Source organism: Arthrobacter sp. JB02-1C (genome assembly GCF_057748045.1).
Genome location: NZ_CM173235.1, coordinates 794,180 through 820,920, shown reverse-complemented (window position 1 = coordinate 820,920; position 26,741 = coordinate 794,180). Strand labels below are relative to the sequence as shown.

Below are 26,741 nucleotides of genomic sequence, written 5' to 3'. Positions count from 1 at the left end.
CTTCAGCTTAGTGCGGGGCGCCGGGATAGGATTTGCGGGTTGCCCGTTCCGGAATTGTTCCGCGGGTCTGGAACCTGAAGGATGCGCCTGTGCTGTGGCCAATTTCGCTGGTGGAGACACTCCCGTCCTGGGTGGTCCTGCTCCTGACCCTCGTTGACCTCGTGATCCGGGTCCTGGCCCTGGGCATCATCCCTGGTAACCGGCGTCCCACGACCGCCATGGCGTGGCTGCTGGGCATCTTCTTTTTGCCGGTCGTGGGCCTGGTCCTGTTCCTGCTCTTTGGCAACTTCAGGCTTTCGCGCCGCCGCCGCGCCCAACAGCAGGCCGTGAACACGCGGGTCCGGGCGGGGACCTCCCAACTGGCCGCGACCGCAAGCCGGTATGCCGGGCCCGAGTGGGTGTGCTCGGCCGCGGAACTGAACCAGACCCTCGGTTCGCTTCCCATGGTGGACGGCAACAGCGTGGAGTTGCTGCCGGGCTACCCGGACTCGATCAAGGCGATGGCCGCGGCAGCCAGGGAAGCTAAATCCTTCATTAACGCCGAGTTCTACATCATGAGTTCGGACCACGTCACCGATGACCTCCTGACCGCCCTCGAAGAAGCTGCCGAGCGCGGGGTCGAGGTCCGGATCCTGTTCGACCACCTCGGCTCGCTGCGGATCAAGGGCTACCGCAAGCTGACGGCCCGGCTCGACGCCAGCAAGATCCGCTGGCGGCCGATGCTGCCACTGCGCCCCGTGCACGGCCAGTGGCGCCGGCCGGACCTGCGCAACCACCGCAAAATCATGGTGATCGACGGCGAGGTCGCCTTCACCGGGTCACAGAACCTGATCGAACCGTCCTACAACAACCCGCGGCACCGCAAGGTGGGCCGCGAGTGGGTGGAACTGATGGCCTGCATGCGCGGTCCGATCGTCACCACGCTGAACGTAGTGTTCGCCACCGACTGGCTGAGCGAGACCGACGAGTCGCTGGAACACCAACTGGCCCACGAGCCGGAAGCCGGGGCGGGCGGGATCACCGCGCAGGTGGTCCCCAGCGGACCCGGTTTCATCACCGAGAACAACCTGCGCCTGTTCAACACGCTCATTTACTCCGCCCAGCACAAGCTCTCGATCTGCAGCCCGTACTTCGTCCCGGACGACTCCCTGCTCTACGCGGTGACTACCGCGGCCCAGCGCGGCGTCGACGTCGAGCTGTTCGTCTCGGAAAAGGGCGACCAGTTCCTGGTCCACCACGCCCAACAGTCCTACTACGAGGCGCTGCTGGAAGCGGGGGTGCGGATCTACCTCTACAAAGCCCCGTTCGTGCTGCACGCCAAGCATTTCACCGTGGACAACGAGGTGGCCGTGCTGGGCTCCAGCAACATGGACATGCGCTCGTTCTCGTTGAACCTTGAGGTCTCGGTGATGTTGCTGGGCGAAGACATTGTGCAGCGGATCCGCGCGGTGGAAGACAGCTACCGGGAAATTTCGCGCGAACTGACGCTGGAGGACTGGATGAAACGGCCGATCGGCGTCAAGTACGTGGACAACGTCGCGCGGCTGACGTCCACCCTGCAATAGCGAGCCGGCTCCTAGCCGTGCGGGAACTCCGCGCCGAGGGCTGCGAGCACGCCGAACGCCTTGGTCCGGATTTCCTCGTACTCCTCGTGCGGCGTGGAATCCGCGGTAATAGCCCCGCCGACGCCGAGGCTCAGCGCGGCGCCGCCGTCCGCGGCGCGGGTCATGACCAGGGTCCGGATTGCCACCGCCAGGTCCGTTGCGCCGCTGAGCGAGAAGTAGCCGATCGCCCCGGAGTAGATGCCCCGCGGCGCGCCCTCCAGCCGGTCCAGGATCTCCATGGTGCTGACCTTCGGCGCGCCGGTCATCGAGCCGGCGGGAAAGCAGGCGGCCACGGCCTCGGCCCGCGGCATCCCGGGCCGGAGCCGGGCATCGATGGTGCTGACCAGCTGATGGACCGTGGCGTAGCTTTCGACTGCGCAGAGCCGGCCGACGGTGACCGTGCCCGGTGCCGCGAAGTGGCTGAGGTCGTTCCGCAGCAGGTCCACGATCATGATGTTCTCGGCCCGGTCCTTGGCGGACGACTGCAGGTCCTGGCGCAGCAACTGGTCACGGGCCGGATCGGGGTCGCGCCGCCGGGTCCCCTTGATCGGTTCGGCACGCATCGCGCCGTCGGCGGTGATCCGGAGGAACCGTTCCGGTGAGGTGCTGGCCACGGTGACTTCCGCCAGCCGGAGGAAGCTCGCGAAGGGCGCGGGGCTGCGCTCGCGGAGGGCCAGGTAGGTCTGCCAGGGGTCGTGCGCTCCTGCCGGCACGGTCGCCGACAACGCGGTGGTGAGGCAGACCTCGTACGTGTTGCCCTCGCGGATCTCGTCCTGTGCCGCCGCGACCTTGGCCTTGTACACGGCTTCGGAGTCCCGGGCGCAGAACGGTGGCGGGGCGCCGTTCGGCCCGGAGCGGCCGACGGGACCGCCGCCACCGGCCATCGACTCGCCGGCAGCCGCCGACTCCACGGCAGCCCGGGCCGCCGCCAGCCACGCGCCCGTCTCCGGGGCATCCAGCGCCAGCAGCCAGGCGCTTCGCTCCCGGTGGTCCAGGACCACGGCGCGGCCGGCAAAGATCAGGCCCGCATCCGGGGTGGCAGCAGTGACGTCGCTGCCGCCGGTTTCACGCTTGAGCTCGTAGCCCAGCCAGCCCAGCCAGCCCAGCGTGAATTCGCAGGCATAACCCTCCGGCCCGCGCAGTTCCCTGCCGCCCCACACCGTGTCGAGCCAGCGGAAAAAGGGGCCTTCGGTCTGCGCGGTGGCGTGGCCGGCCGTGACCCGGGTGCGGCCGGCACTGTGCAGGACCGACTGCCCGTAGCTGCCGCCGTCGTCGGCCATGATACTGAAGCGGCTGCGCTCGGCGGCTTCGCCGGGGAGGCCGGTTGCCGGCAGCGAGGAATCCAGCCAGACGGCGTTGGGGGAGCCGCCGTAGAGCGCCGCGAAGAGCCGGGCGGCGTCAGGGTCCGCGTCGAGCCGTTCGGCCACCAGTTCCAGCCCGCGGCGGGCTGCGAGCTCGGGGAGCAGCGCCGGCGCCACCGCGGGCAGGTGCTGGAGTGCCTGCAGGACCTGCCCGGGGGCGGACCCGTCGGCGAGGTTCAGGAGCCGGATGTCGGCGCGGGAGGGTACGTCGTCGACGGCGAGCCACGCGTCCTCCTGGGCCGCCCATTGGTCCCAGTAAGGTTCGTAACTTTCGCCGTCGCGGGCCAGTGCCCGGGCGCGGCGGTCCTGGTCGGCGGCGTCCGCCCAGATCACCGCGTCCAGGAAGGGCGCGGCGGCGGCCGCAGCTGCCCCGACGCCCTCGACCAGGACCACCTCGGCGGCCCGGGTGACGCGCGGCTCGCCGTCGTAATGCCGTTCCCAGTCCCAGCTGATCCAGTGGGCCGGCTCGCCGCGCCGCAACGGGGCCAGCACGGTGGTGGCGTAGCGTTCGATGCCGGCGGCCAGGCCGTCCCAGCCCGGGTAGATGTCCTCGAGGTGGAAGAGCGCGACGCTGCGGTGTTCGCGGAGCCTCGCCGCGAGTTCGATCGCCAGGGTGGTCTTGCCGGCGCCGGAGCGTCCGTCGATGGCGATGATGACGGGTGCGAGGCTCATGGTTTAGAGCGTACCCGGTGCCCTTTCGTCGTACCCGGCGGCCGGACCAGGCAGGTGTCCCGGCGGCCGGCTCAGCGGTCGCCGACGGTGAAGCGCTGGTTGTGGTGCGCCGGCCGCTCGATCTCGTCCAGGATGGCCACGGCCATGGTCCCGGTGGTGGTGTGCGAGCTGCCGTCCCCGGAAACCAGGAGCTCGTCAGTGCCCAGGACCGGCTCACGGGCCTCGCCGGGCTCGAACGCGGCGGACGGCGACAGGCCCACCCAGGCGACGTCAGCCACGGTGCGCAGGTACTCAAGTTCCTTGAGCTGGTTCTCCGGGATCGAGACCCAGGCGTCGGCGCCCGGCAGCTTGCGGATGTCCTCGACGAAGAGGTGCCCGTCCTGGCCGGTGGTCAGGCTGCCGGCGCCGAGGATGAAGACCAGCCGGACGGCCGGTCCGCCGCGAAGGCTTTCCACGAGGTGGCGGGCCAATTCGACGTGCCGGTGGGCCTGGTCCGGCGATGTGCCGAAGGCGTTGACGACGGCGTCGAACGCGGCCAGGTCCGCCGCCGTCAGGTTGAAGGCGTCGCGGAGCAGGACCGGCGCATCCGGGCCGAGCGCCTCGATGGCCCGGGCCTCGTTCCGCACGATCGCCGTGGTGTCGTGGCCGCGGGAGAGAGCCTCCGCGACGACGGCACGCCCGGCCTTGCCGGTTGCTCCAATAATTCCAATTTTCATCTCGCGCCTCTCGGTGGGGGACAGGGCCGGCGGGCTGGCCCGCGGATCTGGTGGCGGCGGCGGGCGCTGGCCTGCCGCAGGCTGAACGTCAGGCGTCCGGGCCCCAGAGCGCCTTCCGGAGGAGCCCCTTCAGGGCGCCGGCCTCTGCCTTGCTGAGGCCGGAGAGGGCCTCGGACTCCGCAGCCTGGACGGCGGACTCGGCGCGGCGGAAGACGGCGGACCCGGCCGCCGTGGTGGAGACAATCTTAGCCCGGCGGTCCAGTTTTCCGGGCGCCCGGATCACCAGGCCGCGCTGTTCGAGTTCGTCGATCAGCGCAACGATCTGGCTGGGGTCCAAACTGAGGAACTCCGCCATCTCCCGCTGCGTGGGCTCCAACTCGCCGTTGGCCAGGGCGAGTACGGAGTAGGAGCGTTCCTTGAGTCCGAACTCGGCCAGTGCGCGGTTGTTGAGGACCGACCCGGCCGCGTGGAGCTTGGCCAGCAGGAAGCCCGCATCCCGGCTGATCGACCCCGCGGTGAGCTTGTCCGCGGCGCGGGTCGGCGGCTGGTCGTCTACTTCGGTCGTCATGCCTCTCCCAGTAATCCGATAAGAAAAATCATTGACATTGTCAATTATCCATAATTTCATGGACCTAGGACAGCATCGCATGCCGAGCGGCAGGGTGCATACGGCTAGCAAAGGAGCAGCGATGAGCCTGGCAGGAAAAGTTGCAATCGTCACCGGAAGCGGACGGGGCCTCGGCCTGGCCTACGCCCGCGAGTTGGCCCGGCAGGGAGCGGCCGTGGTCGTCAACGACGTGGACGCCGCCGTCGCGGACGAGGCAGTCCGAACCATCCGGTCCGGCGGCGGCCGGGCGGCCGCCGTCGTCGCCCCGGTGGGCAGCTCCGAGGTCGCGAGGCAACTGGTGCAGGCGGCCGTGGCGGAGTTTGGCCGGCTGGATATCCTGGTCACGAACGCCGGCATCCTGCGGGACAAGAGCCTGCTGAAGATGACCGACGACGACTTCGACGCGGTGATCAACGTGCACCTGAAAGGCACCTTTACCTGCGCCCGGGAAGCATTCGGTTACTTCAAGGAAAACGGGATCCCCGGCCGCATCATCACCATCGGCTCCCCGACCGGGCAGCGCGGCAACTTCGGCCAGACCAACTACGCCGCGGCGAAGGCCGGCATTGTCGGTATGGTCCGCACCTGGGCGCTGGAGATGAAGAAGGCGGGCGTCACCGCGAACGCCGTCATCCCGGTGGCTGCCACCGCGATGACCAAGACCGTTCCCTACTTCCAGAAGGCCGTGGAAGCCGACGAGCGCGGCGAAGCCATGCCGGCCTTCTTCCGCCACGACCTCGGTTTCGGAACCGCCGACGACGTCGCCGGGCTGGTGGCCTTCCTCGCCTCGGACGCGGCCGCCGGAGTCACCGGCCAGGCGCTCGGCGCGGGCGGGGACCGGCTGCAGGTCTGGACCCATCCCGAGTCCGCCGCGACCGAGTACCGCGAGGGCGGCTGGGGCTACCAGGACCTGGTGGAAAACTTTGACGCCCTCTTCGGCGACAAGCTGCAGAGCGTGGGCGAGGAGTTCCTGCCGCTGCCCGAAGGACTCAAGCCCGAACCGGCTGGCCCCGCAGCAGTAGAGGTCCGCTGAGATGGCCGGGACGCGCTATGAACTGGCTGTCGATGCGGCAAAGCTGGACGCGATCGACATGCATGTGCACCTCGAGATCGACGGCCACGGCCACGAATCGTTGCCGCCGGCCCTGACCGAGGCCTCGGCCAAGTACTTCAAGACCGAGGACCGCACGCCCTCGCTGGACCGGATCGCGGAGATCTACCGCGGGCTGAACATGGCTGCGGTGGTCTTCACCGTGGATGCCCGCACCCAGCTCAAGCATGAGCCCAACAGCATCCCCGACCTGGTCGCGGGCGCGTCCCGGAACAACGACGTGCTGATTCCGTTCGGCAGCGTGGACCCGCGGACCGGGCCGCAGGCGATCCGGGGCGCGCTGAACCAGGCCGAGGACCTCGGCGTCCGCGGCTTCAAGTTCCATCCCAGCCTGCAGGGCTTCGACCCCTCCGCCGAGCAGTTCTACCCGCTGTGGGAAACGTTGCAGGATCTTGGCCTGCCGGCGATCTTCCATACCGGCCAGAACGGCATGGGCGCAGGCCTGCCGGGCGGGTACGGCATCAAGCTGGCCTACTCCAACCCGCTCCTGCTGGACGCGGTGGCTGCGGACTTCCCCGAGCTGCAGATCATCATGGCCCACCCGTCCGTGCCGTGGCAGGACGAGGCCAACTCGATCGCCACGCACAAGTCGAACGTGTTCATCGACCTGTCCGGCTGGTCCCCGAAGTACTTCCCGGAGTCGCTGGTGAAGATGGCGAACTCGGTGCTGCAGGACCAGGTGCTGTTCGGCACCGACTTCCCGCTGATCACCCCGCAGAAATGGCTCAGCGCCTTCGCTGACCTGCCGCTCAAGGACGAGGTGCGGCCGAAGATCCTCAAGGCCAACGCCGTCCGGCTGCTCGGGCTGGCGGACTGAGATGGGCCTTGACCCCGCCGTCGCGGCCCGGCAGGAGCGGCTCTACGCGGTCTGCGACTATTACGATGCCGAATCACTGCTCACCGATCCCGAGCGCCGGGTGCTGGGTCGGCTCCGGAGATTCCTCGACGAACAGGCCAGGCCGCTGCTGGCCGAGTACTGGGAGCGCGGCGAATTCCCGGACCAGCTGGCCCGGCCGCTGATCGACCTGGACCTGATGGAACCCGCCGAGCTGACCGGTGGACCCGGGGCGGCGCAAACACCCGCACGGGGCATCTACCAGGGCTTCCGGATCTTCGAACTCGCCCGTACGGATGCCTCGCTGGCCACCTTCTACACCGCCCAGGCCGGCCTGTTCCGGACCGCCATCCGGGTCGGCGCCTCCGCGGAGCAGCAGGCCGGGTGGATGCCCAAGGTCCTGGATTTCTCGCTCAAGGGGGTGTTTTCCCTGACCGAGCCGGACTCGGGCTCGGACATCGCCGGCGGACTGTCCACCAGTGCCCGCCGGGACGGCGAGAGCTGGGTCCTCAACGGCGCCAAACGCTGGATCGGCGGCGCGGCCAGCGCCGACGTGCTCGCCGTGTTTGCCCGCGACGAGGCCGACGGCCAGGTCAAGGCCTTCCTGGTGGAGCGGGAGGCGGCCGGGGTGGGGCTGCAGAAGATCCACGGCAAGACGTCGCTGCGGATGATGCAGAATGCGCACATCACGCTGGAGGACGTCCGGGTCCCGGAATCGATGCGCCTGCACAACGTCACCTCGTTCAAGGACGTGGCCGCGATGCTGCGGGCCATGCGCTCGGACGTCGCCTGGATTGCCACCGGCATGGCCGCCGGCGCCTTCGAGGCCGCCCTGCGGTACGTCACGGAACGGCAGCAGTTCGGCCGCCCGCTCGGCTCCTTCCAACTGGTGCAGGAGAAACTCGCCCGGATGCTCGGCAACGTCACCTCGGCGCTGTCGCTGGTGGTCCGGCTGACCGAGCAGCAGGCCCGGGGCATCTACCGTGACCAGGATTCCGCCCTGGCCAAAATGCAGACCTCCCTGTTGATGCGTGAGACCGTGGCGCTGGCCCGCGAAGTGGCCGGCGGCAACGGCATCACGCTCGAGACCGACGTCGCGCGGTTCCACGCCGACGCCGAAGCCGTTTATTCCTACGAAGGCACCCACGAAATCAACGCCCTCATCATCGGCCGCGCCCTCACCGGCGAAAGCGCCTTCACCCGCTAACCCCGTCAGCCATCCCGCACGCGGCACCCGACGCCGCGGCCGCCGTCGTCCACATCACCACGCCAGGAGCCACAGATGCCCAACCTCGTCGTCGACTTCGACAAACTGCTCACTCTTGCCGGCACCGACCTCGGTGCCACCGATTACCGCGAAATCACCCAGGACCAGATCAACAAGTTCGCCGACGCCACCGGCGACGCGCAGTGGATCCACGTAGACCCGGAACGCGCCAAGGACGGGCCCTTCGGCGCCCCGATCGCGCACGGCTTCCTGACGCTCTCGCTCGTCATCCCGTTCTGGGGCGAGCTCTTCGACGTCGACGGCGTCACCACCAAGGTGAACTACGGCCTGGACAAGGTCCGCTTCACCTCACCCGTGAAGGTGGGGTCGCGGATCCGGATGCGGGCCAGCCTTGCCGAGGTCAGCGAGGTCAAGGGCGGCGCCCAGATCAAGGTCGCCTGCACCATCGAGATTGAAGGCCAGGAACGCCCCGCCGTCGTGGCGGAATTCCTCGCCCGCTTCTACAAGTAGCCCGCTTCTACAAATAGGCCGTCCCCCAGCACCACGTGCCACCCACCCCTCAACATCTCACTGAAAGGAACAGCCGTGGAGAATCTCGGCATCGGCTCGTGGTTGCAGCGGCGCCGCCCGAAATCGGGAACGAAGGCTGCCGTCATCACCGGAACGCGGGAACTCAGCTACGCGGACCTCGCCGAGCGGTCCGCGCGGCTGGCCAACGCCTTCCGCGACCGCGGGGTGGGCAAGGGCGACAGGGTCGCGTACCTCGGCGAGAACGATCCCTCCTTTTTGGAGACACTGTTTGCCGCTGGGCTGCTCGGGGCGGTCTTTGTCCCGCTGAACACCCGGCTGGCGCCGCCTGAGGTCCGGTTCCAGCTCCAGGACAGCGGGGCAGCCGTCCTGGTCCATGCCGCCACGCTCGCTGAACTCGCGGAGCGCGGCTCGGCGGAAACCACGGTACGGCACCGCATCGTGGTCGACGACGGCGGGACCGGTGCGGCGGGGGCCGAGGCCTTCGATGACGTGCTGGCCTCCGGTGACCCGCTGGCCCCGGACGAGTCCGTGGGCCTCGACGACGGCGCCATGATCCTGTACACCTCCGGGACCACCGGCAACCCCAAGGGGGCGCTGCTGACGCACGGCAACGTCACCTGGAACTGCATCAACGTGCTGGTGGACTTCGACTTCGCCGCGTCGGACGTGGCGTTGATGATTTCACCCATGTTCCACGTGGCCTCCCTGGACATGGGGGTGCTGCCCACGCTGCTGAAGGGCGGCACGGTGGTGCTGGAGCCCAAATTCGACCCGGGGCGGACGCTCGCCCTGATCCAACAGCACCGGGCCACCACCATCAGCGGGGTGCCTACGACGTACCAGATGCTCTGTGAGCACCCGGACTGGGAGACCACGGACCTGAGCTCGCTCAACAAGCTGACCTGCGGCGGCTCCGCAGTGCCGATGCGGGTCCTGGATGCCTACGAACGGCGCGGGCTGCGGTTCTCGAACGGCTACGGGATGACCGAAACGGCACCCGGCGCCACCACGCTGCCTGCCGCGCGGTCCCGGGACAAGGCAGGATCCTCGGGGCTGCCGCACTTCTTCACCGACGTCCGGGTGGCCGATCCGCTCGATCCGGAGGCCGGTCTCGCGGCCACCGGGACGGTGGGTGAAATCCAGATCAAGGGACCCAACGTCATCCACCAGTACTGGAACCGGCCGGATGCCTCGGCCGAGTCCTATACGCCGGACGGCTGGTTCAAGTCCGGCGACATGGGCTACAAGGACCCGGAGGGGTTCGTCTTCATTTCCGACCGGCTCAAGGACATGATCATCTCGGGCGGGGAAAACATTTATCCCGCCGAGGTGGAGCAGGCGATTGCCGAGCTCGACGCCGTCGCCAGTGTGGCCGTGATCGGGGTGCCGGACGAAAAGTGGGGCGAGGTGCCCCGGGCGGTGGTGCTGCTGCGGGACGGAGCCAAGCTTACCGAGGAGCAGTTGCGCTCCCACCTGGACGGCCGGCTCGCGCGGTACAAGATCCCGCGGTCGGTGGTCTTCGTCGCCGAGATGCCCCGTACCGCCAGCGGCAAGATCCGGAAGGCGGACCTGCGGAAGATGACCTCCGGCGCCGTCTGAGCTTGTCCGGCCGCCGGCGCGGCGGGAGCTGGTCAGTGGAGGAGCGCCAACAGGACGCCGACGGCCATGAAGAGCACCCCGAAGGTGCGGTTCAGGATCCGCTGGCCGTGGGCGTCGTGGGTGAAACGCTGGAAGGTCGTGGCCGCGGCGGCGAAGAAGAACCACATCACCAGGATGTCGATCACGATCACCGTCACGGAGAGGACCAGGTACTGCGGCAGCAGCGGCTGTTCCGGCCGGATGAACTGTGGCATGAAGGCCAGGAAGAAGACGATCGCCTTGGGGTTGAGCAGGTTGACCCAGAGGCCGCGGCGGAACATGGAGCCGGCCGGTTCATTGCGGAGCGCGGCGGCCTTTTCCTGGTCCAGGTCCGGTGTGTGGCGGAATTGCTGGATGCCGAGGTACACCAGGTAGGCCGCGCCGGCGTAGCGGATCACGTTGAAGGCCAGCGGCGAGCTCGCCACCAGCACGCCGACGCCGAGCGCGACGATCAGGATGTGCACCACCAGGGCGGCCTGCTGGCCCAGAATTCCCCAGATGGACCGGCGGAAGCCCGAGTTGAGGGAGTTGCTCATCGTGTTGATGGCACCGGCGCCCGGGGTGAAGCTGATCAGGACGCCGGCGCCGGCCAAGGCCAGCCAAAGGGAAGGTTGCACTGAGTTAGTTTAGGGCTCGCCGCGGCCCGGCCAGGCCCAGGCGCGTCCGGCGGGCTGGGCGGCCCGGCTAAATCAGCGGCCAGGGGTAGCGCCGGCCGCTGTGGTCCACCGGCATCACCCCGTCGTGCAGCAGGCGCTGAACGCGGTGCCGCAAAGCGGCGACCTCGGCCGGGTCCAGCAGCTCGGCGATGTCCGGCGGCACGGCGTCGGCGAGGGCGGCGATGTCCTCGAGCAGCGACGGCTCGATCGGGTCGCCGGCGAACTCCCAAATCACGGTGCGGAGTTTAAACGCGGCGGAAAAGCACAGACCATGGTCGATGCCCCAAATCCGCCCGTCGCGGCCGCGGAGCACGTGGCCGCTCTTGCGGTCCGTGTTGTTGGTGACGCAATCGAACAGGGCGATCTGCGCCAAGGCGCCATGTGTCTGCGGGTCGTCCTCGTAGAGCGTGAAGTAGTGCTGGCTGAAGTCGCAGTCGATGAACCACTGCAGCGACCCGACCCCCCGGGGTGCGTCCTCGCGGATGATCGTTGGCGGCACGAGGCCCCAGCCCAGATGCTCGCTGAGCAGGTAGGCGGCGCGTTCCCGGCGGTAGAGGCCCGGTTCGAAGTCGAACAGCGGCCGTTCGCCGGACTCCGGCTTGTAGACCGCCCAGGCCGAATCGTCCCCGCAGGACACCTGGGCGATAAAGGTGGCATTGCTGCTGCGCGGGATCAGCCCCAGCAGTTCGACCCGGCCCCCGGCCAGCAGGGTCAGTTCGCGGCCGGCCACCGGCGGTCCCGGTTCACGTCGTCCTCAGCCCGCTCAAGGGATCGGACGTGGAATTGACCATCAGCACTGCCGGATCCTCACCGGCGGTGAACGCGATGACGGACACCGACCCCGGGTTGATAAAGATGCGCTGGAAGAGGTCCAGCGGCGTGCCCAGGGCGTAGGCCACGGCGGCCTTGATCGGATCGGCATGGGAAAAACACGCCACGACGCCGCCTTCATGGGCGGCGCGCAATGCCTCCAGTGAGTCGACGATCCGGGCCTGCATTTCGGTGAAGCTCTCGCCGCCGGGGAAGCGGAAGGCCGAGGGACGGTGCTGGACGGTCTGCCACTCCGGCAACGCCGCCAGGCTGGAGATCTCCGCGCCGGTCCAGGCACCGAAGTCGCACTCGAGCAGGCCCTCGTCCACCGCCACCGCCAGGCCGGCTGCGGCGGCCGTGGGCTCCGCGGTCTGGCGGGCGCGTTCCAGCGGCGAGGCGTACACGGCATCGAGCGGCAGCCCGGTGAGCCGTTCCGCGACGCGTTCGGCCTGCGCGCGGCCGGCGTCGGACAGGTGGAGCCCAGGCGCCCGGCCCGGCAGCACCTTGCCCGTCGTCGGGGTCTGCCCATGGCGCACCAGCAGCAGGAGGGTGCTGGTGGGCTTCGGCGTCGGATCTGGCGCAGTCATCACCCCAAGCGTAGCGCGCCGGACCGGCCGGGACCCGGCAGACCTGGCGGCAGCTCCCCCGGCGGCCGGCCGGCCGGGCCGGCGGGGAAAATTGTTCGCATTTTCCTCGATTCAGCCCCGGCATCGGGCTTACCTTGGAGGGGTGAGCGATCGCCCCGCTATCTTTACCGTCGGCGAGCTGCGTGCCGCCGGCCACGTGCACAAGGACCTGCGCCACGAGATCCGTGACAACCTCTTGGCCGCGCTCGCCGCCGGCCGTGACCCCTGGCCGGGAATCTTCGGCTTCAGCCGCACGGTCCTGCCCCAGCTCGAACGCGCGCTGATCGCGGGACACGACGTCGTCCTGCTCGGTGAGCGGGGGCAGGGCAAGACCCGGCTCCTGCGCACCCTGGTGGGACTGCTGGACGAGTGGTCCCCGGTGATTGAGGGGTCGGAACTGAATGAGCATCCGTACCAGCCGATCTCGGACCACTCACGCGCCGCGGCGCTCGCGGAGGGGGACCGGCTGCGGGTGGCATGGCGGCACCGCTCCGAACGCTATGTGGAGAAGCTGGCCACGCCGGACACCTCCGTCGCGGACCTGATCGGCGACGTGGACCCCATGCGGGTGGCGGAGGGCCGCCTGCTCGGGGACCCGGAAACCATCCACTACGGCCTGGTTCCGCGTTCGAACCGGGGCATCATTGCCATCAACGAGCTGCCCGACCTCGCCGAGCGGATCCAGGTGGCCATGCTCAACGTGATGGAGGAGCGCGACATCCAGATCCGCGGCTATGTGCTGCGGCTGCCGCTCGACGTGCTGGTGGTCGCCTCCGCGAACCCGGAGGACTATACCAACCGCGGCCGCATCATCACGCCGCTGAAGGACCGCTTCGGCGCCGAAATCCGGACGCATTACCCGATAGAGCTGGAGGACGAGGTCGCGGTCATCCACCAGGAGGGACACCTGATGGCCGACGTCCCGCCCGTGATCCTCGAGATCCTGGCCCGCTACACCCGTGCGCTGCGGCAGTCCCCGGCGGTCAACCAGACCTCCGGGGTGTCCGCCCGGTTCGCCATAGCCGGCGCCGAAACCGTTGCCGCGGCGGCGGCCCGGCGCGCCAGCATGCGCGGGGAGGAACAGGCCGTAGCCCGGATCGTTGACCTGGAGAGCGCCGTGGAAGTCCTCACCGGCAAGATCGAGTTCGAATCCGGCGAGGAGGGACGGGAACAGGCGGTGCTGGACCATCTGCTGCGCGCCGCCACCGCCGAAGCCGTCCGCGCGCACTACCACGGACTGGACCTCGGCCCCCTGGTGGCGGCGCTGAACGGCCACACGACCGTGACCACCGGAGAGCAGGTGACCGCCCGGGAGTTCCTGGAGAACCTCCCGGCACTGGTCGGGTCAGGACTCTACGACGAGATCAGCGGCCGCCTGGCGGCCACCAACGACGGACAACGCGCCGCCGCCATTGAACTGGCCCTGGAGGGCCTCTACCTGGCCCGGCGGATCTCCAAGGAGTCCGACGACGAAGCCACCATTTACGGCTAGCCCTACCGACAGGCACCACCATGAGCGTTCACCACCGGTCCAGGTATGGCCGGTACACCGGCGGCCCCGACCCGCTGGCCCCGCCGGTCGACCTGGCCGAGGCCCTTGACGCCGTGGCGGAGGACGTCATGGCCGGGTACTCGCCCCGCAGCGCCTTGCAGGAATTCCTGCGGCGCGGCGGCCCGAGCAGGGAAGGTCTCGATGACCTCGCCGGCCGGGTCCAGCAGCGCCGCCGCGAGCTGCTGGGCAGGCACCGGCTGGACGGCACCCTGGACGAAGTCCGGAAGCTGCTCGACTCGGCGGTGCTGGAGGAACGCAAGCAGCTGGCCCGCGACGCCATGATGGACAATACCGACCGCGCCTTGCGGGAGATGCAGCTGCAAAACCTGCCCGCCTCCACGGCGGCGGCGGTCAACGAACTGGCCTCCTACGACTGGCAGTCGAGCACGGCGCGGGAGGCGTACGAGCGGATCAAGGATTTGCTGGGACGGGAGGTCCTGGACCAGCGGTTCGCCGGAATGAAGCAGGCGCTGGAGAACGCCACCGACGAGGACCGCGCCGCGGTCAGCGAAATGCTGACCGACCTCAACGAGCTGCTGGACAAACACCGGCGGGGCGAAGATACCGGGGCCGACTTCGAGCAGTTCATGGAACGGCACGGCCAGTTCTTCCCGGAGAATCCGCAGTCTGTCGAGGAGCTGATTGACGCCCTCGCCCAGCGTTCGGCCGCAGCCCAGCGGCTCCTCCAATCCATGTCGGCCGAGCAGCGCGATGAGCTGATGGGCCTGTCGGCGCAGGCGTTCGGCTCACCGGAACTGATGGCCCAGCTGGACCAGCTTGACTCGAGCCTGCGCGCGCTGCGGCCGGGTGAGGACTGGTCCGGCTCGGAACGTTTCGAAGGCCAGGAAGGGCTGGGGCTTGGCGACGGCACCGGCGTCCTGCAGGACCTCGCGGAACTTGACGAGCTGGCCGAGCAGCTGTCCCAGTCCTACAACGGGTCGCGTCTGGACGACCTGGATCTGGACGCCCTCGCCCGCCAGCTCGGACAGAACGCCGCTGTCACCGCCCGAACCCTCGCCGAGATCGAACGTGCCATGCAGGACGGCGGCTACCTGCGGCGCGGGGCGGAAGGGGAGCTGCGGCTGTCCCCGCAGGCCATGCGCCGGCTCGGCAGATCACTGTTGCGCGACGCCGCCAAGCAACTGTCCGGCCGGCAGGGGCGCCGGGAGACGCGGGCTGCCGGAGCCTCCGGAGAGCAGACCGGCTCGAGCCGGCCCTGGCAGTTCGGCGACGCCGAACCGTGGGACGTTACCCGCACGGTCACCAACGCGATCCGCCGCATCGTAGCCGAGGGGGGCGACCCGGGCCGTGGCCTCCGGCTCGGTGTCGGCGACATCGAGGTGACCGAGACCGAGGCCAACACCCAGGCCGCCGTCGTCCTGCTTGTGGATGTGTCGTTCTCGATGGCCGCGGAGGGGCGGTGGGTGCCGATGAAGCGGACCGCCCTGGCGCTGCACCACTTGGTCTCGACCCGTTTCCGCGGTGACCGGCTGCAACTGATCACGTTTGGCCGCTACGCCCAGACCATGGACATCGGCGAGCTCACGGCGATGCCGCCCCGCCAGGAACAGGGCACCAACCTGCACCACGGGCTGTTGCTGGCCGGCAGGTTCTTCCGCCGGCACCCGTCCATGCAGCCCGTCCTGCTGGTGGTAACCGACGGCGAACCGACAGCCCACCTGCTGCCGGAGGGCGAGTCTTGGTTCTCCTGGCCGCCGGACCCGGAGACCGTCCGGGTCACCATCGCCGAGCTCGACCGGCTGGGCCGGGCGGGGACGCAGGCAACGGTTTTCCGGCTCGGCAACGACCCGGGGCTTGAGCGGTTCGTCCGGCGCCTGGTGCGCCGGGTCGGCGGCCGGGTGGTCACCCCGGACGCGGAGGAACTGGGGGCCGCCGTCGTCGGGGAGTATCTTCGGGCCCACTTTCACGGCCGCCCGTTCGGCGATGCCGACTGGGCCTCCTAGGCGCCCGTCGGGGTTTCCATGCCGCGCCCGGCAGGGTCAGCGGCGGCAGGGTCAGCGGCGGCAGGGTCAGCGGCGCGAAGACCGTAACTGAGGATCATGTTGCCCTTGCTGGTCTGCTCGGACGACTGGAGCTCAATCCGGGTCAGCGGATCGGCGCCGTCGAAGAGCTTCCTGCCGCTGCCCGCAATCACGGGATGCACAATCAGGATCAGGCTGTCGAGCAGCCCGGCGAACATCAGCTGGCGGACCAGGGAGATGCTGCTGAAGATCCCGATGTCCCCGCCGTCGCCGGCCTTCAATTCCGCGACGAAATCCTCCAGCGGGCCCTGAATCAGCTGCGAGTTTTGCCAACCCAGCCCGCCGGACAGCGTCCGCGATGCCACGAACTTGGGCAGCGGGTTGATGAACTTGCCGAAGTCGTCCTCGGGGTCGGCGTTGGGCCAGTAGTCCGCCCATTGCTGGTAGCCGACCCGGCCCAGGAGCCCGGTGTCGATCCGGCCGGTCACCTTGGTCATTTCCGCCCCGAGTTCCTCGTCGAAGCTGTCGAACTGCCAGAGGAAGGGGTCTTCGACCACGCCGTCCACGGAACTGAACAGGCCGGCTACTACTTTGCGCATGGGACTCCTCACCGTTCGGGTCTGTGGACAGCACCCTAGCGGCAGATCGGGACGCAGGGAATGGCTGCGCCGAACGCGGCTCAGGCCCGCGCGATCACTTCGCCGTTCGGGATCAGGAACCAGCCGTCCTCGGTGGAACCCCAGCGGTGCCAGCCCGCGGAGATCCGGGCCAGGTCCGCCGCGGTGGCAAACCCGTACTCGAGCGCCTGGTCCCCAAACGCTGAATGCAGCACCCGTTCGCCCCACACCCGGGCCTGCCAGCGGCGCTGCTGCCCGGTCGCGTAGAGCCAGTTGCTGCTCGATGGCGCGACGTCGGTGAAACCGGCGGCCTGCGCCCAGGACACGAGCCGCCGCCCGGCGTCGGGCTCGGCCCCGTTGCGGCGCGCGATCCGCTGGTAGAGCTCCATCCATTCGTCCAGTTCGGGGAAGGCCGGGTACCAGCTCATCCCGTGGAAATCCGCGTCGCGGACCGCCACGATCCCGCCGGCGCGAGTGACCCGGCGCATCTCCCGCAGGGCGGCCACCGGGTCGGTCAGGTGCTGCAGCACCTGATGCGCGTGCACGACGTCGAACGCCTCGTCTTCGAAGTCGAGGTCATAGATGTTGCCGGTGACAAAGCCGACGTTGGGTACCCCGCGCTCGGCCGCAAGGGCGCCTGCCTGGCCGATGACCTCGGGCGAGCGGTCCAGTCCGGTGACCTGGCCCGGGGCAACCAGCGCGGCGAAATCACAGGTGATGGTGCCGGGGCCGCAGCCGACGTCGAGTACCGACGCCCCCTGGGTGAGATAGGGGAGCACGAACGCCGCGGAGTTCTCCGCCGTGCGGGCGGCATGCGCGCGGACCACCGACTCGTGGTGGCCGTGGGTGTAGACATCGTCGTCGGGCTGCTGGGCGCTCATAGGGAAACGCTACGCCGTACACCCCCGGAAACAGCCCAACTGACTCGCCCTTTTGTCGGTTAGGGCGCCGGTGCGGGGGAGTCGCCCCCGGCCGCTTCCGCTCCGGCGCTGACCGTCGCCTCGATCATGGCCTGCAGGAACCGGGTGGCCACCTCCAGCTCCGCAGGCGTGAAGGCCTCCAGCGCGGCGCCCATGTGCCGGGCGAGGGGCCGGAACATGGCACCGCCGTCGCGGTAGGCCTTGGGAGTCATCCGCAGCTGAACCTGCCGCCGGTCAGAGCCCTGCCGTTCCCTGACCACATGCCCGGATTTGTCCAGCCGGTCGATCAGCGCCGTCGTCGCGGGGGAGCTGAGGTGCAGTTCCCGGCGGAGCACGCCCGGCGTGACCACCTGGTTCCTGGCGGTGTGCTGCATGATCACGGACAGGGCATTGAGGTCGGTGCGGTGCATGTCGTTGCTCCCGCTCGCCGCATCCGCGTAGCGGTTGGCTTCGAGGCTGAACTCCTGGAGCAGGCGGACCAGCGGCGGCGGCCCGGCCTGCTGCGGTCGCTCTGGTGTTTCGGCTGACATGGCCCGGCCTCCTTCCTGTTCCTGCCGGCACCCGCGTGCCCTCCGGAGTTTACTTGAGCTGGCGGCGGAGCGGGCGGCCCGCCAAGCGGGTCATCCTCCGAGGGTTATCTCTATGGTGGAGATAGTCTATGATGGACTCAATTGTACGCTTAGCCGGCCGCACTCCGAAGGACGCCATGAAAAGTAACGTCAAGCCTGCCGCCCGTGTCCCGTTTTGGCTTCGCTGGCTGGTCCCGGTGGTGCTGGTGGTTGCCTGGCTCGCCATCGCGGGCATCGGCGGCCCTACCTTCGGACGGCTGAGTGAAGTTTCCTCCAACGACCAGGCGTCCTTCCTGCCGGCCAGCGCCGAAGCCACGGCTGCCCAGGACTGGCAGGCCAAGTTCCGCGACTCGAAGGAAATCCCCGCCGTCATTGTCGTCGAGGGTGACACGGCCTTCTCCCGTGCCCAGCTCGGCGAAGCAGCGGCGCTCAAAGGCAGGCTCGAGAACCTGAAGCTCGGCAGTACCGTGATCGGGCCGATTCCCTCAAAGGATTCAAAGGCCGTGCAGTTTGTGGTCCCCATTGACTCTGCGGCGGTGGTCAAGGACGTCGTGAAGGAACTCCGCGCGGAGGTATCGGCGTCGGCGCCGCAGGGAATGCGGACCTACGTGACCGGTCCGGCCGGCCTCACCGCCGACCTCGTCAGCGCGTTCGCAGGCATCGACGGTATTCTGCTGCTGGTGGCGCTCGGGGCCGTGTTCCTGATTCTGCTGGTCGTCTACCGCTCGCTGCTGCTGCCGATCACCGTGCTCTTCACCTCCGTCTTCGCGCTCTGCGCCGCTATCCTCTTGGTCTTCGGCATGGCCAAGCTGGGCTGGATCCAGCTCAACGGCCAAAGCCAGGGGATCCTATCCATCCTGGTGATCGGCGCCGCCACCGATTATGCGCTGCTCTACGTGGCCCGCTTCCGCGAGGCCCTGACGCACACCACCAACCGCACGGCCGCTGCCCTGACGGCGTGGAAGAAGTCCTGGGAGCCCATTCTGGCTTCCGGAGCCACGGTCATCATCGCCCTCCTGTGCCTGCTGTTCTCCGACCTGAATTCCAACAAGGGGCTGGGGCCGGTGGCAGCCGCAGGCATCCTGTGCGCACTGTTCGCGGCGCTGACCCTGCTCCCGGCCATGATGGCCCTGCTCGGCCGGGGCGCGTTCTGGCCGTTCCGGCCCAGGCTGCTCCCGGAGACTGAGCGCGAGCCTGAAATCGTCACCGGCTTGGAGGGCCAGAAGGGCCTGTGGCGGGCCACCGGATCGCTGGTCTCACGCCGGCCCCGGACCGTCTGGGTCGCCTCCGTGCTGCTGCTCCTGGTTGCCTCCGCCGGCGTCCTGCAGCTGAAAGCCAACGGCGTCCCGCAGACCGACGTCATCCTTACCGCCTCCAACGCCGTCGACGGCCAGGATGCGCTGGCCCGGCACTTCGACGCCGGCTCCGGCAGCCCCGCAGTGATCGTGGCCGACCAGGCGAAAGCCGCGGAGGTGCTGGCCAGGACCAAGGCAACCGACGGGGTGGGCGACGCGTACCTTCTGGCAGAGGGAAGCGTGCCCATTATCCAGCCAGCCCCTGGCGCCCCGGCAGCCGGTGCGCCGGCGGCCGGTGCGCCGGCGGCTCCCGCCGTGCGGGATGGCAAGGTCCTGATCAACGCCACCCTGGATTTCGCGGCGGACTCGAACCAGGCCGAGGACGTCGTGGTCACCCTCCGCCAGGATCTCAAGCAGATCGACGGGGGCGCCCTCGTCGGCGGCGTGACCGCGACGGCCCTGGATACCAACACCACCGCGCAGCGTGACCTCGTCACCATCATCCCGGTGATCCTCGCGGTCATCCTGGTGATCCTGATGCTGCTGCTGCGCTCCGTACTGGCCCCGGTCCTGCTGGTCCTGTCCGTGGTGCTCTCCTACGGCGCGGCCATGGGTGTTTCCGCCGTGGTGTTCAACCACATCTTCGGGTTCCCGGGCGCCGACGCCACCGTGCCGCTGTTCGGGTTCGTCTTCCTCGTCGCCCTCGGAGTGGACTACAACATCTTCCTGATGAGCAGGGTGCGGGAGGAGTCGATCAAGCACGGCACCCGTCCCGGCATCCTGCGCGGCCTGGGCGTCACCGGCGGCGTGATCACCTCCGCCGGTGTGGTGCTCGCGGCAACGTTCGCTGCCCTCGGCGTTATCCCGATCATGTTCCTGGTGCAGCTGGCGTTCATCGTGGCCTTCGGCGTGCTGCTGGACACCATCCTGGTCCGCTCCCTGCTGGTGCCCGCTCTCGCCTTCGACATCGGGCCGCGGATCTGGTGGCCCGGCAAGCCGGGGCGTCCCGCGGCCGGTGCGGCGGCGCGGCCCGCGGCGGGGGAACCCGAGTCTGCCGAGGCCGTCGTGCGCTGACCCCCGTGCGCTGACCCCCGTGCGCTAACCCGGGCATGTCCCGGCCCTGATGCCGCAGCCGTCGTTACCGTCCCTGGTTCCCCCACCAGGCCACGGTGGCGGCGGCTGCTTGCTTGGCGCTGCGAGCTCTAGCTAGCAGTCAAGCGGTAAGCTCTCCGGGGTAAAAAGTGGGCTCGGCGGCGCATCGGTGAGTGCCTGTATCCGCTCGGCAGTGACTGGGAAGAAGCGGGCAATTGCGGCGACTCCGTTGAGAACGGCGTGTGGCGTCAGCCTTGGATCATTCAGGATCCATGACAATATCTGGTCAACTTCCTCGCCGGGTTTCGGTAACGGTACTGCGAGGAACTCTCCGCCCAACTCCCACCGGCCCTCCATCGGATCGGCATCCCGGATGCCCGAGATGATTTCCTCTGCCGTTAGATCCGGCTGGGCGAGTGCGAGCAGAACGTGGGTGCCGCGTTCCTTGTCGCCAACGCTGAAGCGTCCCATGCCGAGTACCTGGATCCGTTGGGAATCCATCGTCAGACCGAGTTCTTCGGCGGCTTCCCTCGCTAGCGCCCGTCGCGGGTCGGGTAGGCCGAACTCGTCGCTGTCCGGAAGGATTCCCTTGCGGGGGCGGAGTTCGAGATTGCCGTTTACTGCAGGACCGAACTGGTTGGGGTGCGAGCCGGCGAGCCGCGAACGGCCCGCGAACAATATCTTGCGGTCGGAGGTAACAACGAGCGCGGACAGGGTGAGGAGTTTGGCCCGTTCACCTCTCACGTTGCGGACAAAGCCGCCGAGCGCGTCCGGATAGTGGTCCAGCAGAACCGCGCCGTAGGTGGTTTCGGCCATGGCCAAGTGCAGTCGGAGCCGCCCGTTGCCGTTATCTCGCTCTGTCCGCCACCCAACGAGACGGGGTAGGATCCCGTCGAAGGCATGCTGCGAGTTGAGTTTGTTCCGGAGGAACTGTTTTTCGGCATCCGAAGCCAGCATTGGTGCCTCTTCCAGACCAGGAAGCTCCAGCGATGAGGGCAGGCCGGCTACCGGGATCCGCCGGTCAACTAGGTCGGGGCTGTACCGGTGCCGGCGGTAGCTGACGAAGGTGTCGTAGGCGAGTGTTCCGGAGGCGGCGTCGGGCAACTGCCAAAGATCGAGTTCACGACCCAGAGTCGGTGATTCGATCCTAAGGTGGCGGCTGGGACGTTCTCCCCCGTAGCCTCCGCCCGCCGCGGCCTCGGCTAGGACCCTGGAGGTTTTTGCCGCCATTGCCGCCTCCCGTTCGACGACCGGAACAGAGGTTGTCCCCAGGAAGGAGCCGCGGCTGAGATCCGCTGCGTACCGGGAGTAGGCTTCGGAGAGGCTGACCAATTCCGCTGCTGTGGCCGCAAATGTGAGCGGCATGGGGTTGCCTGGGCCGCGGGCTGCACCGCCGAGGCTGGCCGGGTAACCTGTGGCGAGCCAATTGAGTTCGTCGGACGGAGCACTTGGGGCGCCGTGCATGATCTGTCTGACCCTCTTCTTCGACTCGCGCCGGCCGATGCCGAGGGTCTTCAGTGCGGCATGTCGCCTCCGCAACAGCAGCCATGCCGGCTGCGCCCGCCATGCGCTGTAAACGGCGTAGATCGCTATCGCAGCGGGTGCAAGCGAGACCCAGTCTGCAATGCTCATCCCCAAAAAGTTCACTGCGTCCGTCATCGCCCCAGTCAATCACCGAATCTCGCGATCCGGCGCCACAATTGGTTGGTGTCGACCGCAGCCGTCGTTACCGTCCCTGGTTCCCCCACCAGGCCACGGTGGCGGCGGCTGCTTCCCTGAGCGGCGTTGGCCGCAGCCCCAGGCCGGCCTGGCTGGCGGCGGAGTCCATCACGAACGGCTTCTCGAACTGATAGAGCATCTCGGCCACCTCCCGCATACCCGGTGCGAACAAGCCAAAGGCCCGGAGTGCCCAGCCCGGCACGGCGCCAACTTTGGGCTTTGCGGCGCCGGCAGCCTCAGCGAACGCCGCTGCCAACTGGCGCTGCGTAACGGCCGGCACAGAGGGTGTGTGCCATACCTTGTTCCACAGCTGCGGCGCCTGGGCGGCGCGGATCATGGCGGCCGCAAGGTCGGGCACATAGGTGAACGCGTGCGGCTGGTCGGCGCTCCCGACCACCCACAACTTCTTCCCAGCCAAGACCGGCCGGATCATCCGCTCGCCGGCATGGGAGGTCCTGACGCGTGGACCAAAGAAGTCGCCCGCGACCATGGCAACGGTGTTGGTTGACGAGACTTCCCTGGCCCGGAGCAGGTCGGTACGGACCCCCCGCTTTCCGCCTTCGGCCGCTCGCGGACCCGCCTCCGTCATCGGACGTTCCGGCGCGCTGTACGAATAGAGGCTTTCGGGAAAGACGACGACGGCGCCCGCCTCTCCCGCCGCGGCCAGCACCGCCTGTTCTGCCGTGGGAAGCTCCGCCCGCCACGCGTCCGCAGTGTAGGACGAGCCGTGGATGCAGTGGAAGACGGCGGCGGCCCCCGAAACGGCGGCCCGGACCAGGGCAGGGTTCTGGACGTCTGCCACGACCCGCTCCACCAGCGGATGCTCCGGGCCGCTGCCCGAGCGGGTCAGGACTCTTACGCGGTTGCCTTGCTCGGCCAGCTGTTCTGCCACAGTCCAGCCAACCGGCCCTCCTCCAGTGACAACGTACGTTTCGTTCATGACTTCCCCTCCAAGAGTTTTGAGAGCGCTGCTCTCCCAAGTCTGCACACCCCGCCCGGTTCCCGTCAAGAGCACTGCTCGCAATAGTTGACACCGCTCTGCATTGTGCAATGCTGGACCCATGACTGACGATGGCCTCGCCGCAGGAAGCGCCCGGCGCACGCCCCGGGAGCGGGCCCGCGCGCGGACCCTGGAGGACATTGTGCGCATCGGCCGGGAGCACCTGGCCCTCCACGGGGCCGCCGGCCTGTCCCTGCGCGCCGTCGCCCGGGATCTCGGCGTCGTCTCCTCCGCTGTTTACCGCTACGTGGAGAGCCGCGACGAGCTGCTGACCCTGCTGCTGATCGACGCCTACAACGAACTCGGCGACGCGGTGGACACTGCCGTCGCCGCCCGTCCGGAGGATGATTTCGCCGGGAGGTTCAAGGCGCTGGGGACCGCCGTCCGGAGCTGGGCGCTGGTGCAGCCGGCCAGCTACGCGCTGCTTTTCGGGAGCCCGGTGCCCGGCTACAACGCGCCGGCGGAGCGGACCACTAGCCCCGGGACGCGGGTGCTCGTCGCCTTGGCGGCCATCCTGGACGGTGCGTGGCGGGCCGGCGAACTCTCCGAGGCGGGCCCGGAAGCCTCCGCCGTCGGGGTGACGGCACCGCTGGCGGCGGACCTGGCGAAAATCCGCGGCGAGATGGGGCTGGCCGTGCCCGACGCGGCGCTGGCGACGGGCGCCCTGGTCTGGACGTCGCTGTTTGGTGCTATCAGCTTCGAGGTGTTTGGCCAGTACGGAGCCGAGACCTTCCGTGCGCCGGACGAACTTTTCGCGCACCACCTTGCGCAGCTGGGGCGGCTCGCCGGGCTGCGGTCCTGAACCCGGCCAGATCCATGCTGAGGAGCCCGGCCGGACCCCTGTTGCCTGTCGGAGGCGCTGGCTAGACTTGCCACTGCGCCCAGTGACGCGCCCCACGCTTGCAGGAGGGATCCAAACATGTCTGAACACAGTGAGTTTGATCGAGCAGCAGCAGAGAGGCGCTCTGGCAGTACACCGCTCGGTGGCGACGCGCCCATCCGGGACAGTGTCCGGCCCGCGGGCGACGGCGCGGACGCGGTCGAGGAGGTTGCCGGCCAATACGTCGAGGGCGACTACGGCGATGCCGGCGTAGCGGGCGAAAACCCGGCCGGGGCGCCGGAAGGCGAGTATGCCGAGGGTGACTACGGCAATGCCGGGGTGGCGGGCGGCACCACCGTGGGTGCTGAAGCGGGTGACTATCCCGAAGGGGACTACGGCCTCGCCGGCGCCACCGGACCGGACCTCGGCGCCGCGGATGAGGGCGAGTACCCCGAAGGCGACTACGGCAATGCCGGCGCCGCGGGCCCCGGGCGGAGGGGCCCGGCGGCGTCGGATGATGCTGTGGCTGCCAGCAGCGACGACGGCAGGGAGGCCGGCCGGGAGGGCGAGATCCCGGGGAGCTGAGCCCCGTTCACGCTGGGCGAACAGGATCGGCCGCGGCGCCTGCCGATGCCCGGAGCCGAGCGGAAATCGGCGGAAAACCGCGGGAAGCCGCGGAAATACCGCAGTATCCCGGCCCCCTCCGTCAGCCAGTATCGCACTCCTGGCTCAAAGTTGAGTGCGTTACGCTCAACTTTGGATTGACATCCCTTTCGTCCTGAGTAAGGTTGAGTGCAGAGCGCTCAATGAGTGGGCGCGCCCCGTCCTGAACGGGCTCGACTCCCGGCAATCCGACCGGGCCCGCGGGCACCGCCCGGGCGCGGGAGAGCAAGTTTCCAAGGAAAGAAGGAAGCAAGACATGTCACGAGCAGTAGGTATTGACCTCGGAACCACGAACTCCGTCGTCTCCGTTCTCGAAGGTGGCGAGCCCACCGTCATTGCCAACGCCGAGGGTGGCCGGACCACGCCGTCGGTTGTTGCGTTCTCCAAGTCGGGCGAGGTGCTGGTCGGCGAGATCGCCAAGCGCCAGGCCGTCAACAACATCGACCGCACCATTGCCTCCGTCAAGCGCCACATGGGCACCGACTGGAGCGTCGCGATCGATGACAAGAAGTACACGGCGCAGGAAATTTCCGCCCGCATCCTGATGAAGCTCAAGAACGACGCCGAGTCCTACCTCGGCGAGAAGGTCACGGACGCGGTGATCACCGTCCCGGCCTACTTCAACGACGCCGAGCGCCAGGCCACCAAGGAAGCCGGCGAGATCGCGGGCCTGAAGGTGCTGCGCATCGTCAACGAGCCCACCGCGGCCGCCTTGGCCTACGGCCTGGACAAGGGCAAGGAGGACGAACTCATCCTGGTCTTCGACCTCGGCGGCGGAACCTTCGACGTCTCCCTGCTCGAAGTGGGCAAGGATGAAGACGACTTCTCCACCATCCAGGTGCGCGCCACCGCCGGTGACAACCGCCTCGGCGGCGACGACTGGGACCAGCGCGTCGTCGACTACCTGCTGAACCAGCTCAAGGTCAAGGGCATCGACCTGTCCAAGGACAAGATCGCCCTGCAGCGCCTGCGCGAGGCTTCAGAGCAGGCCAAGAAGGAACTCTCCTCCTCCTCCAGCACCAACGTCTCCCTCCAGTACCTCTCCGTCACCCCCGACGGCCCGGTGCACCTGGACGAGCAGCTGACCCGCGCGAAGTTCCAGGACCTGACCAAGGACCTGCTGGAGCGCACCAAGAAGCCGTTCCACGACGTCATCAAGGAAGCCGGCATCAAGCTTTCCGACATCGACCACATCGTGATGGTCGGCGGCTCCACCCGGATGCCGGCCGTGACCGAACTGATCAAGGAGCTCGCCGGCGGCAAGGAGCCGAACAAGGGCGTGAACCCGGATGAGGTCGTCGCCGTCGGCGCCGCACTGCAGGCGGGCGTCCTCAAGGGCGAGCGCAAGGACGTGCTGCTGATCGACGTCACCCCGCTGTCCCTGGGCATCGAGACCAAGGGCGGTGTGATGACGCACCTGATCGAGCGCAACACCGCCATCCCCACCAAGCGCAGCGAAACCTTCACCACGGCGGACGACAACCAGCCGTCCGTGGCGATCCAGGTCTTCCAGGGCGAACGCGAATTCACCCGCGACAACAAGCCGCTGGGCACCTTCGAGCTGACCGGCATCGCGCCGGCGCCGCGCGGGGTCCCGCAGGTTGAGGTCACCTTCGACATCGATGCGAACGGCATTGTGCACGTGTCCGCCAAGGACAAGGGCACCGGCAAGGAGCAGTCGATGACCATCACCGGCGGATCCAGCCTGTCCAAGGAAGACATCGACCGCATGGTCCGTGACGCCGAGGAACACGCCGCCGAGGACAAGGCCCGCCGCGAGGCGACCGACACCCGCAACACCGCCGAGCAGCTCGCCTACTCCGTGGACAAGCTGATCGCCGACAACGCGGACAAGCTGCCCGAAGAGGTCAAGACCGAGGTCCAGGGCGACGTCGACGAGCTCAAGAAGGCTCTCGAGGGCACGGACGACGCCGCCGTCAAGACCGCATTTGAGAAGCTCCAGGCTTCCCAGACCAAGCTCGGCGAGGCCATTTACGCCCAGCCCGGAGCTGCTGACGGCGCCGCAGGTGCCCAGGGTGCGCCGGCCGGCGAGCAGGCCGCCGGCGATGACGACATCGTCGACGCCGAAATCGTTGACGAAGACGAGAAGAAGTAGC

Annotated in this window: 23 protein-coding genes; 12 read left to right on the top strand and 11 right to left on the bottom strand. The window is 68.5% G+C overall.

From position 1 onward, the window contains the following. Positions 1–92 precede the first annotated feature (92 nt). Positions 93–1,565 carry a cardiolipin synthase gene (cls, locus tag AC3ANP_RS03905; protein ID WP_488333137.1) on the top strand — a complete coding sequence of 491 codons (1,473 nt, stop codon included), beginning with the start codon at positions 93–95 and terminating at the stop codon, positions 1,563–1,565. An 11-nt stretch (positions 1,566–1,576) separates the two neighbouring features. Here cls and pabB read toward each other — a convergent pair whose 3' ends face one another. From pabB to AC3ANP_RS03890, 3 genes are all read right to left on the bottom strand, one after another. Continuing rightward, positions 1,577–3,637, bottom strand: a complete 2,061-nt coding sequence (gene pabB / locus AC3ANP_RS03900; protein WP_488332046.1) for an aminodeoxychorismate synthase component I — start codon at positions 3,635–3,637, stop codon at positions 1,577–1,579. A 71-nt stretch (positions 3,638–3,708) separates the two neighbouring features. Beyond that, on the bottom strand, positions 3,709–4,353 hold the full coding sequence (locus AC3ANP_RS03895; protein WP_488332045.1) for an NAD(P)-dependent oxidoreductase: 645 nt from the start codon (positions 4,351–4,353) through the stop codon (positions 3,709–3,711). Between the two features lie 88 nt (positions 4,354–4,441). Next, complete coding sequence (locus AC3ANP_RS03890) at positions 4,442–4,921, bottom strand: MarR family winged helix-turn-helix transcriptional regulator (protein ID WP_488332044.1); 480 nt, start codon at positions 4,919–4,921, stop codon at positions 4,442–4,444. 121 nt (positions 4,922–5,042) lie between these two features. Between AC3ANP_RS03890 and AC3ANP_RS03885 the strand changes: the two genes are divergently transcribed. The 5 genes from AC3ANP_RS03885 (at position 5,043) to AC3ANP_RS03865 (ending at position 10,264) form a co-directional block, all read left to right on the top strand. Continuing rightward, entirely contained in the window at positions 5,043–5,993 is a 951-nt protein-coding gene (locus tag AC3ANP_RS03885) for an SDR family oxidoreductase (RefSeq protein ID WP_488332043.1), read from the top strand. A gap of 1 nt (position 5,994) precedes the next feature. Next, entirely contained in the window at positions 5,995–6,888 is an 894-nt protein-coding gene (locus tag AC3ANP_RS03880; RefSeq protein WP_488332042.1) for an amidohydrolase family protein, read from the top strand. Between the two features lies 1 nt (position 6,889). Beyond that, positions 6,890–8,113 (top strand): acyl-CoA dehydrogenase family protein, encoded by a 1,224-nt coding sequence (locus AC3ANP_RS03875; RefSeq protein ID WP_488332041.1) that lies wholly within the window; start codon positions 6,890–6,892, stop codon positions 8,111–8,113. Positions 8,114–8,188: 75 nt separating this feature from the next. Continuing rightward, positions 8,189–8,644: a MaoC family dehydratase gene (locus tag AC3ANP_RS03870; protein WP_488332040.1), complete on the top strand. Its 456-nt coding sequence runs from the start codon at positions 8,189–8,191 to the stop codon at positions 8,642–8,644. Positions 8,645–8,719: 75 nt separating this feature from the next. Beyond that, positions 8,720–10,264 carry an acyl-CoA synthetase gene (locus AC3ANP_RS03865; RefSeq protein WP_488332039.1) on the top strand — a complete coding sequence of 515 codons (1,545 nt, stop codon included), beginning with the start codon at positions 8,720–8,722 and terminating at the stop codon, positions 10,262–10,264. Between the two features lie 32 nt (positions 10,265–10,296). Here AC3ANP_RS03865 and AC3ANP_RS03860 read toward each other — a convergent pair whose 3' ends face one another. The 3 genes from AC3ANP_RS03860 to AC3ANP_RS03850 form a co-directional block, all read right to left on the bottom strand. Beyond that, complete coding sequence (locus AC3ANP_RS03860) at positions 10,297–10,920, bottom strand: LysE family transporter (protein ID WP_488332038.1); 624 nt, start codon at positions 10,918–10,920, stop codon at positions 10,297–10,299. A 67-nt stretch (positions 10,921–10,987) separates the two neighbouring features. Further along, the gene (locus AC3ANP_RS03855) at positions 10,988–11,689 is read right to left on the bottom strand and encodes an SCO1664 family protein (protein ID WP_488332037.1); all 702 of its coding nucleotides are present in this window, start codon (positions 11,687–11,689) and stop codon (positions 10,988–10,990) included. Between the two features lie 13 nt (positions 11,690–11,702). Then, the gene (locus AC3ANP_RS03850) at positions 11,703–12,356 is read right to left on the bottom strand and encodes an MSMEG_4193 family putative phosphomutase (protein ID WP_488332036.1); all 654 of its coding nucleotides are present in this window, start codon (positions 12,354–12,356) and stop codon (positions 11,703–11,705) included. 142 nt (positions 12,357–12,498) lie between these two features. Between AC3ANP_RS03850 and AC3ANP_RS03845 the strand changes: the two genes are divergently transcribed. Beyond that, positions 12,499–13,887, top strand: coding sequence for a sigma 54-interacting transcriptional regulator (locus tag AC3ANP_RS03845; RefSeq protein ID WP_488332035.1), 1,389 nt, complete (start codon positions 12,499–12,501; stop codon positions 13,885–13,887). A gap of 20 nt (positions 13,888–13,907) precedes the next feature. Next, positions 13,908–15,911 carry a vWA domain-containing protein gene (locus tag AC3ANP_RS03840; protein ID WP_488332034.1) on the top strand — a complete coding sequence of 668 codons (2,004 nt, stop codon included), beginning with the start codon at positions 13,908–13,910 and terminating at the stop codon, positions 15,909–15,911. Here AC3ANP_RS03840 and AC3ANP_RS03835 read toward each other — a convergent pair. From AC3ANP_RS03835 to AC3ANP_RS03825, 3 genes are all read right to left on the bottom strand, one after another. Then, on the bottom strand, positions 15,908–16,528 hold the full coding sequence (locus AC3ANP_RS03835) for a dihydrofolate reductase family protein (RefSeq protein WP_488332033.1): 621 nt from the start codon (positions 16,526–16,528) through the stop codon (positions 15,908–15,910). The two genes, AC3ANP_RS03840 and AC3ANP_RS03835, sit on opposite strands and share 4 nt — an antisense overlap. An 80-nt stretch (positions 16,529–16,608) precedes the next feature. Continuing rightward, positions 16,609–17,427, bottom strand: a complete 819-nt coding sequence (locus tag AC3ANP_RS03830; protein WP_488332032.1) for a methyltransferase domain-containing protein — start codon at positions 17,425–17,427, stop codon at positions 16,609–16,611. A gap of 59 nt (positions 17,428–17,486) precedes the next feature. Then, positions 17,487–17,996, bottom strand: a complete 510-nt coding sequence (locus AC3ANP_RS03825; RefSeq protein WP_488332031.1) for a MarR family winged helix-turn-helix transcriptional regulator — start codon at positions 17,994–17,996, stop codon at positions 17,487–17,489. A gap of 176 nt (positions 17,997–18,172) precedes the next feature. Between AC3ANP_RS03825 and AC3ANP_RS03820 the strand changes: the two genes are divergently transcribed. Beyond that, the gene (locus AC3ANP_RS03820) at positions 18,173–20,404 is read left to right on the top strand and encodes an MMPL family transporter (protein WP_488332030.1); all 2,232 of its coding nucleotides are present in this window, start codon (positions 18,173–18,175) and stop codon (positions 20,402–20,404) included. Between the two features lie 132 nt (positions 20,405–20,536). Here AC3ANP_RS03820 and AC3ANP_RS03815 read toward each other — a convergent pair whose 3' ends face one another. Beyond that, entirely contained in the window at positions 20,537–22,081 is a 1,545-nt protein-coding gene (locus tag AC3ANP_RS03815; protein WP_488332029.1) for an NUDIX hydrolase, read from the bottom strand. Between the two features lie 67 nt (positions 22,082–22,148). Beyond that, on the bottom strand, positions 22,149–23,081 hold the full coding sequence (locus tag AC3ANP_RS03810) for an NAD-dependent epimerase/dehydratase family protein (RefSeq protein WP_488332028.1): 933 nt from the start codon (positions 23,079–23,081) through the stop codon (positions 22,149–22,151). Positions 23,082–23,202: 121 nt separating this feature from the next. Between AC3ANP_RS03810 and AC3ANP_RS03805 the strand changes: the two genes are divergently transcribed. From AC3ANP_RS03805 to dnaK, 3 genes are all read left to right on the top strand, one after another. After that, positions 23,203–23,943: a TetR/AcrR family transcriptional regulator gene (locus AC3ANP_RS03805; protein ID WP_488332027.1), complete on the top strand. Its 741-nt coding sequence runs from the start codon at positions 23,203–23,205 to the stop codon at positions 23,941–23,943. Positions 23,944–24,060: 117 nt separating this feature from the next. After that, positions 24,061–24,546, top strand: coding sequence for a hypothetical protein (locus AC3ANP_RS03800; RefSeq protein WP_488332026.1), 486 nt, complete (start codon positions 24,061–24,063; stop codon positions 24,544–24,546). A 334-nt stretch (positions 24,547–24,880) separates the two neighbouring features. Further along, positions 24,881–26,740: a molecular chaperone DnaK gene (dnaK, locus tag AC3ANP_RS03795; protein ID WP_488332025.1), complete on the top strand. Its 1,860-nt coding sequence runs from the start codon at positions 24,881–24,883 to the stop codon at positions 26,738–26,740. Position 26,741 lies beyond the last annotated feature (1 nt).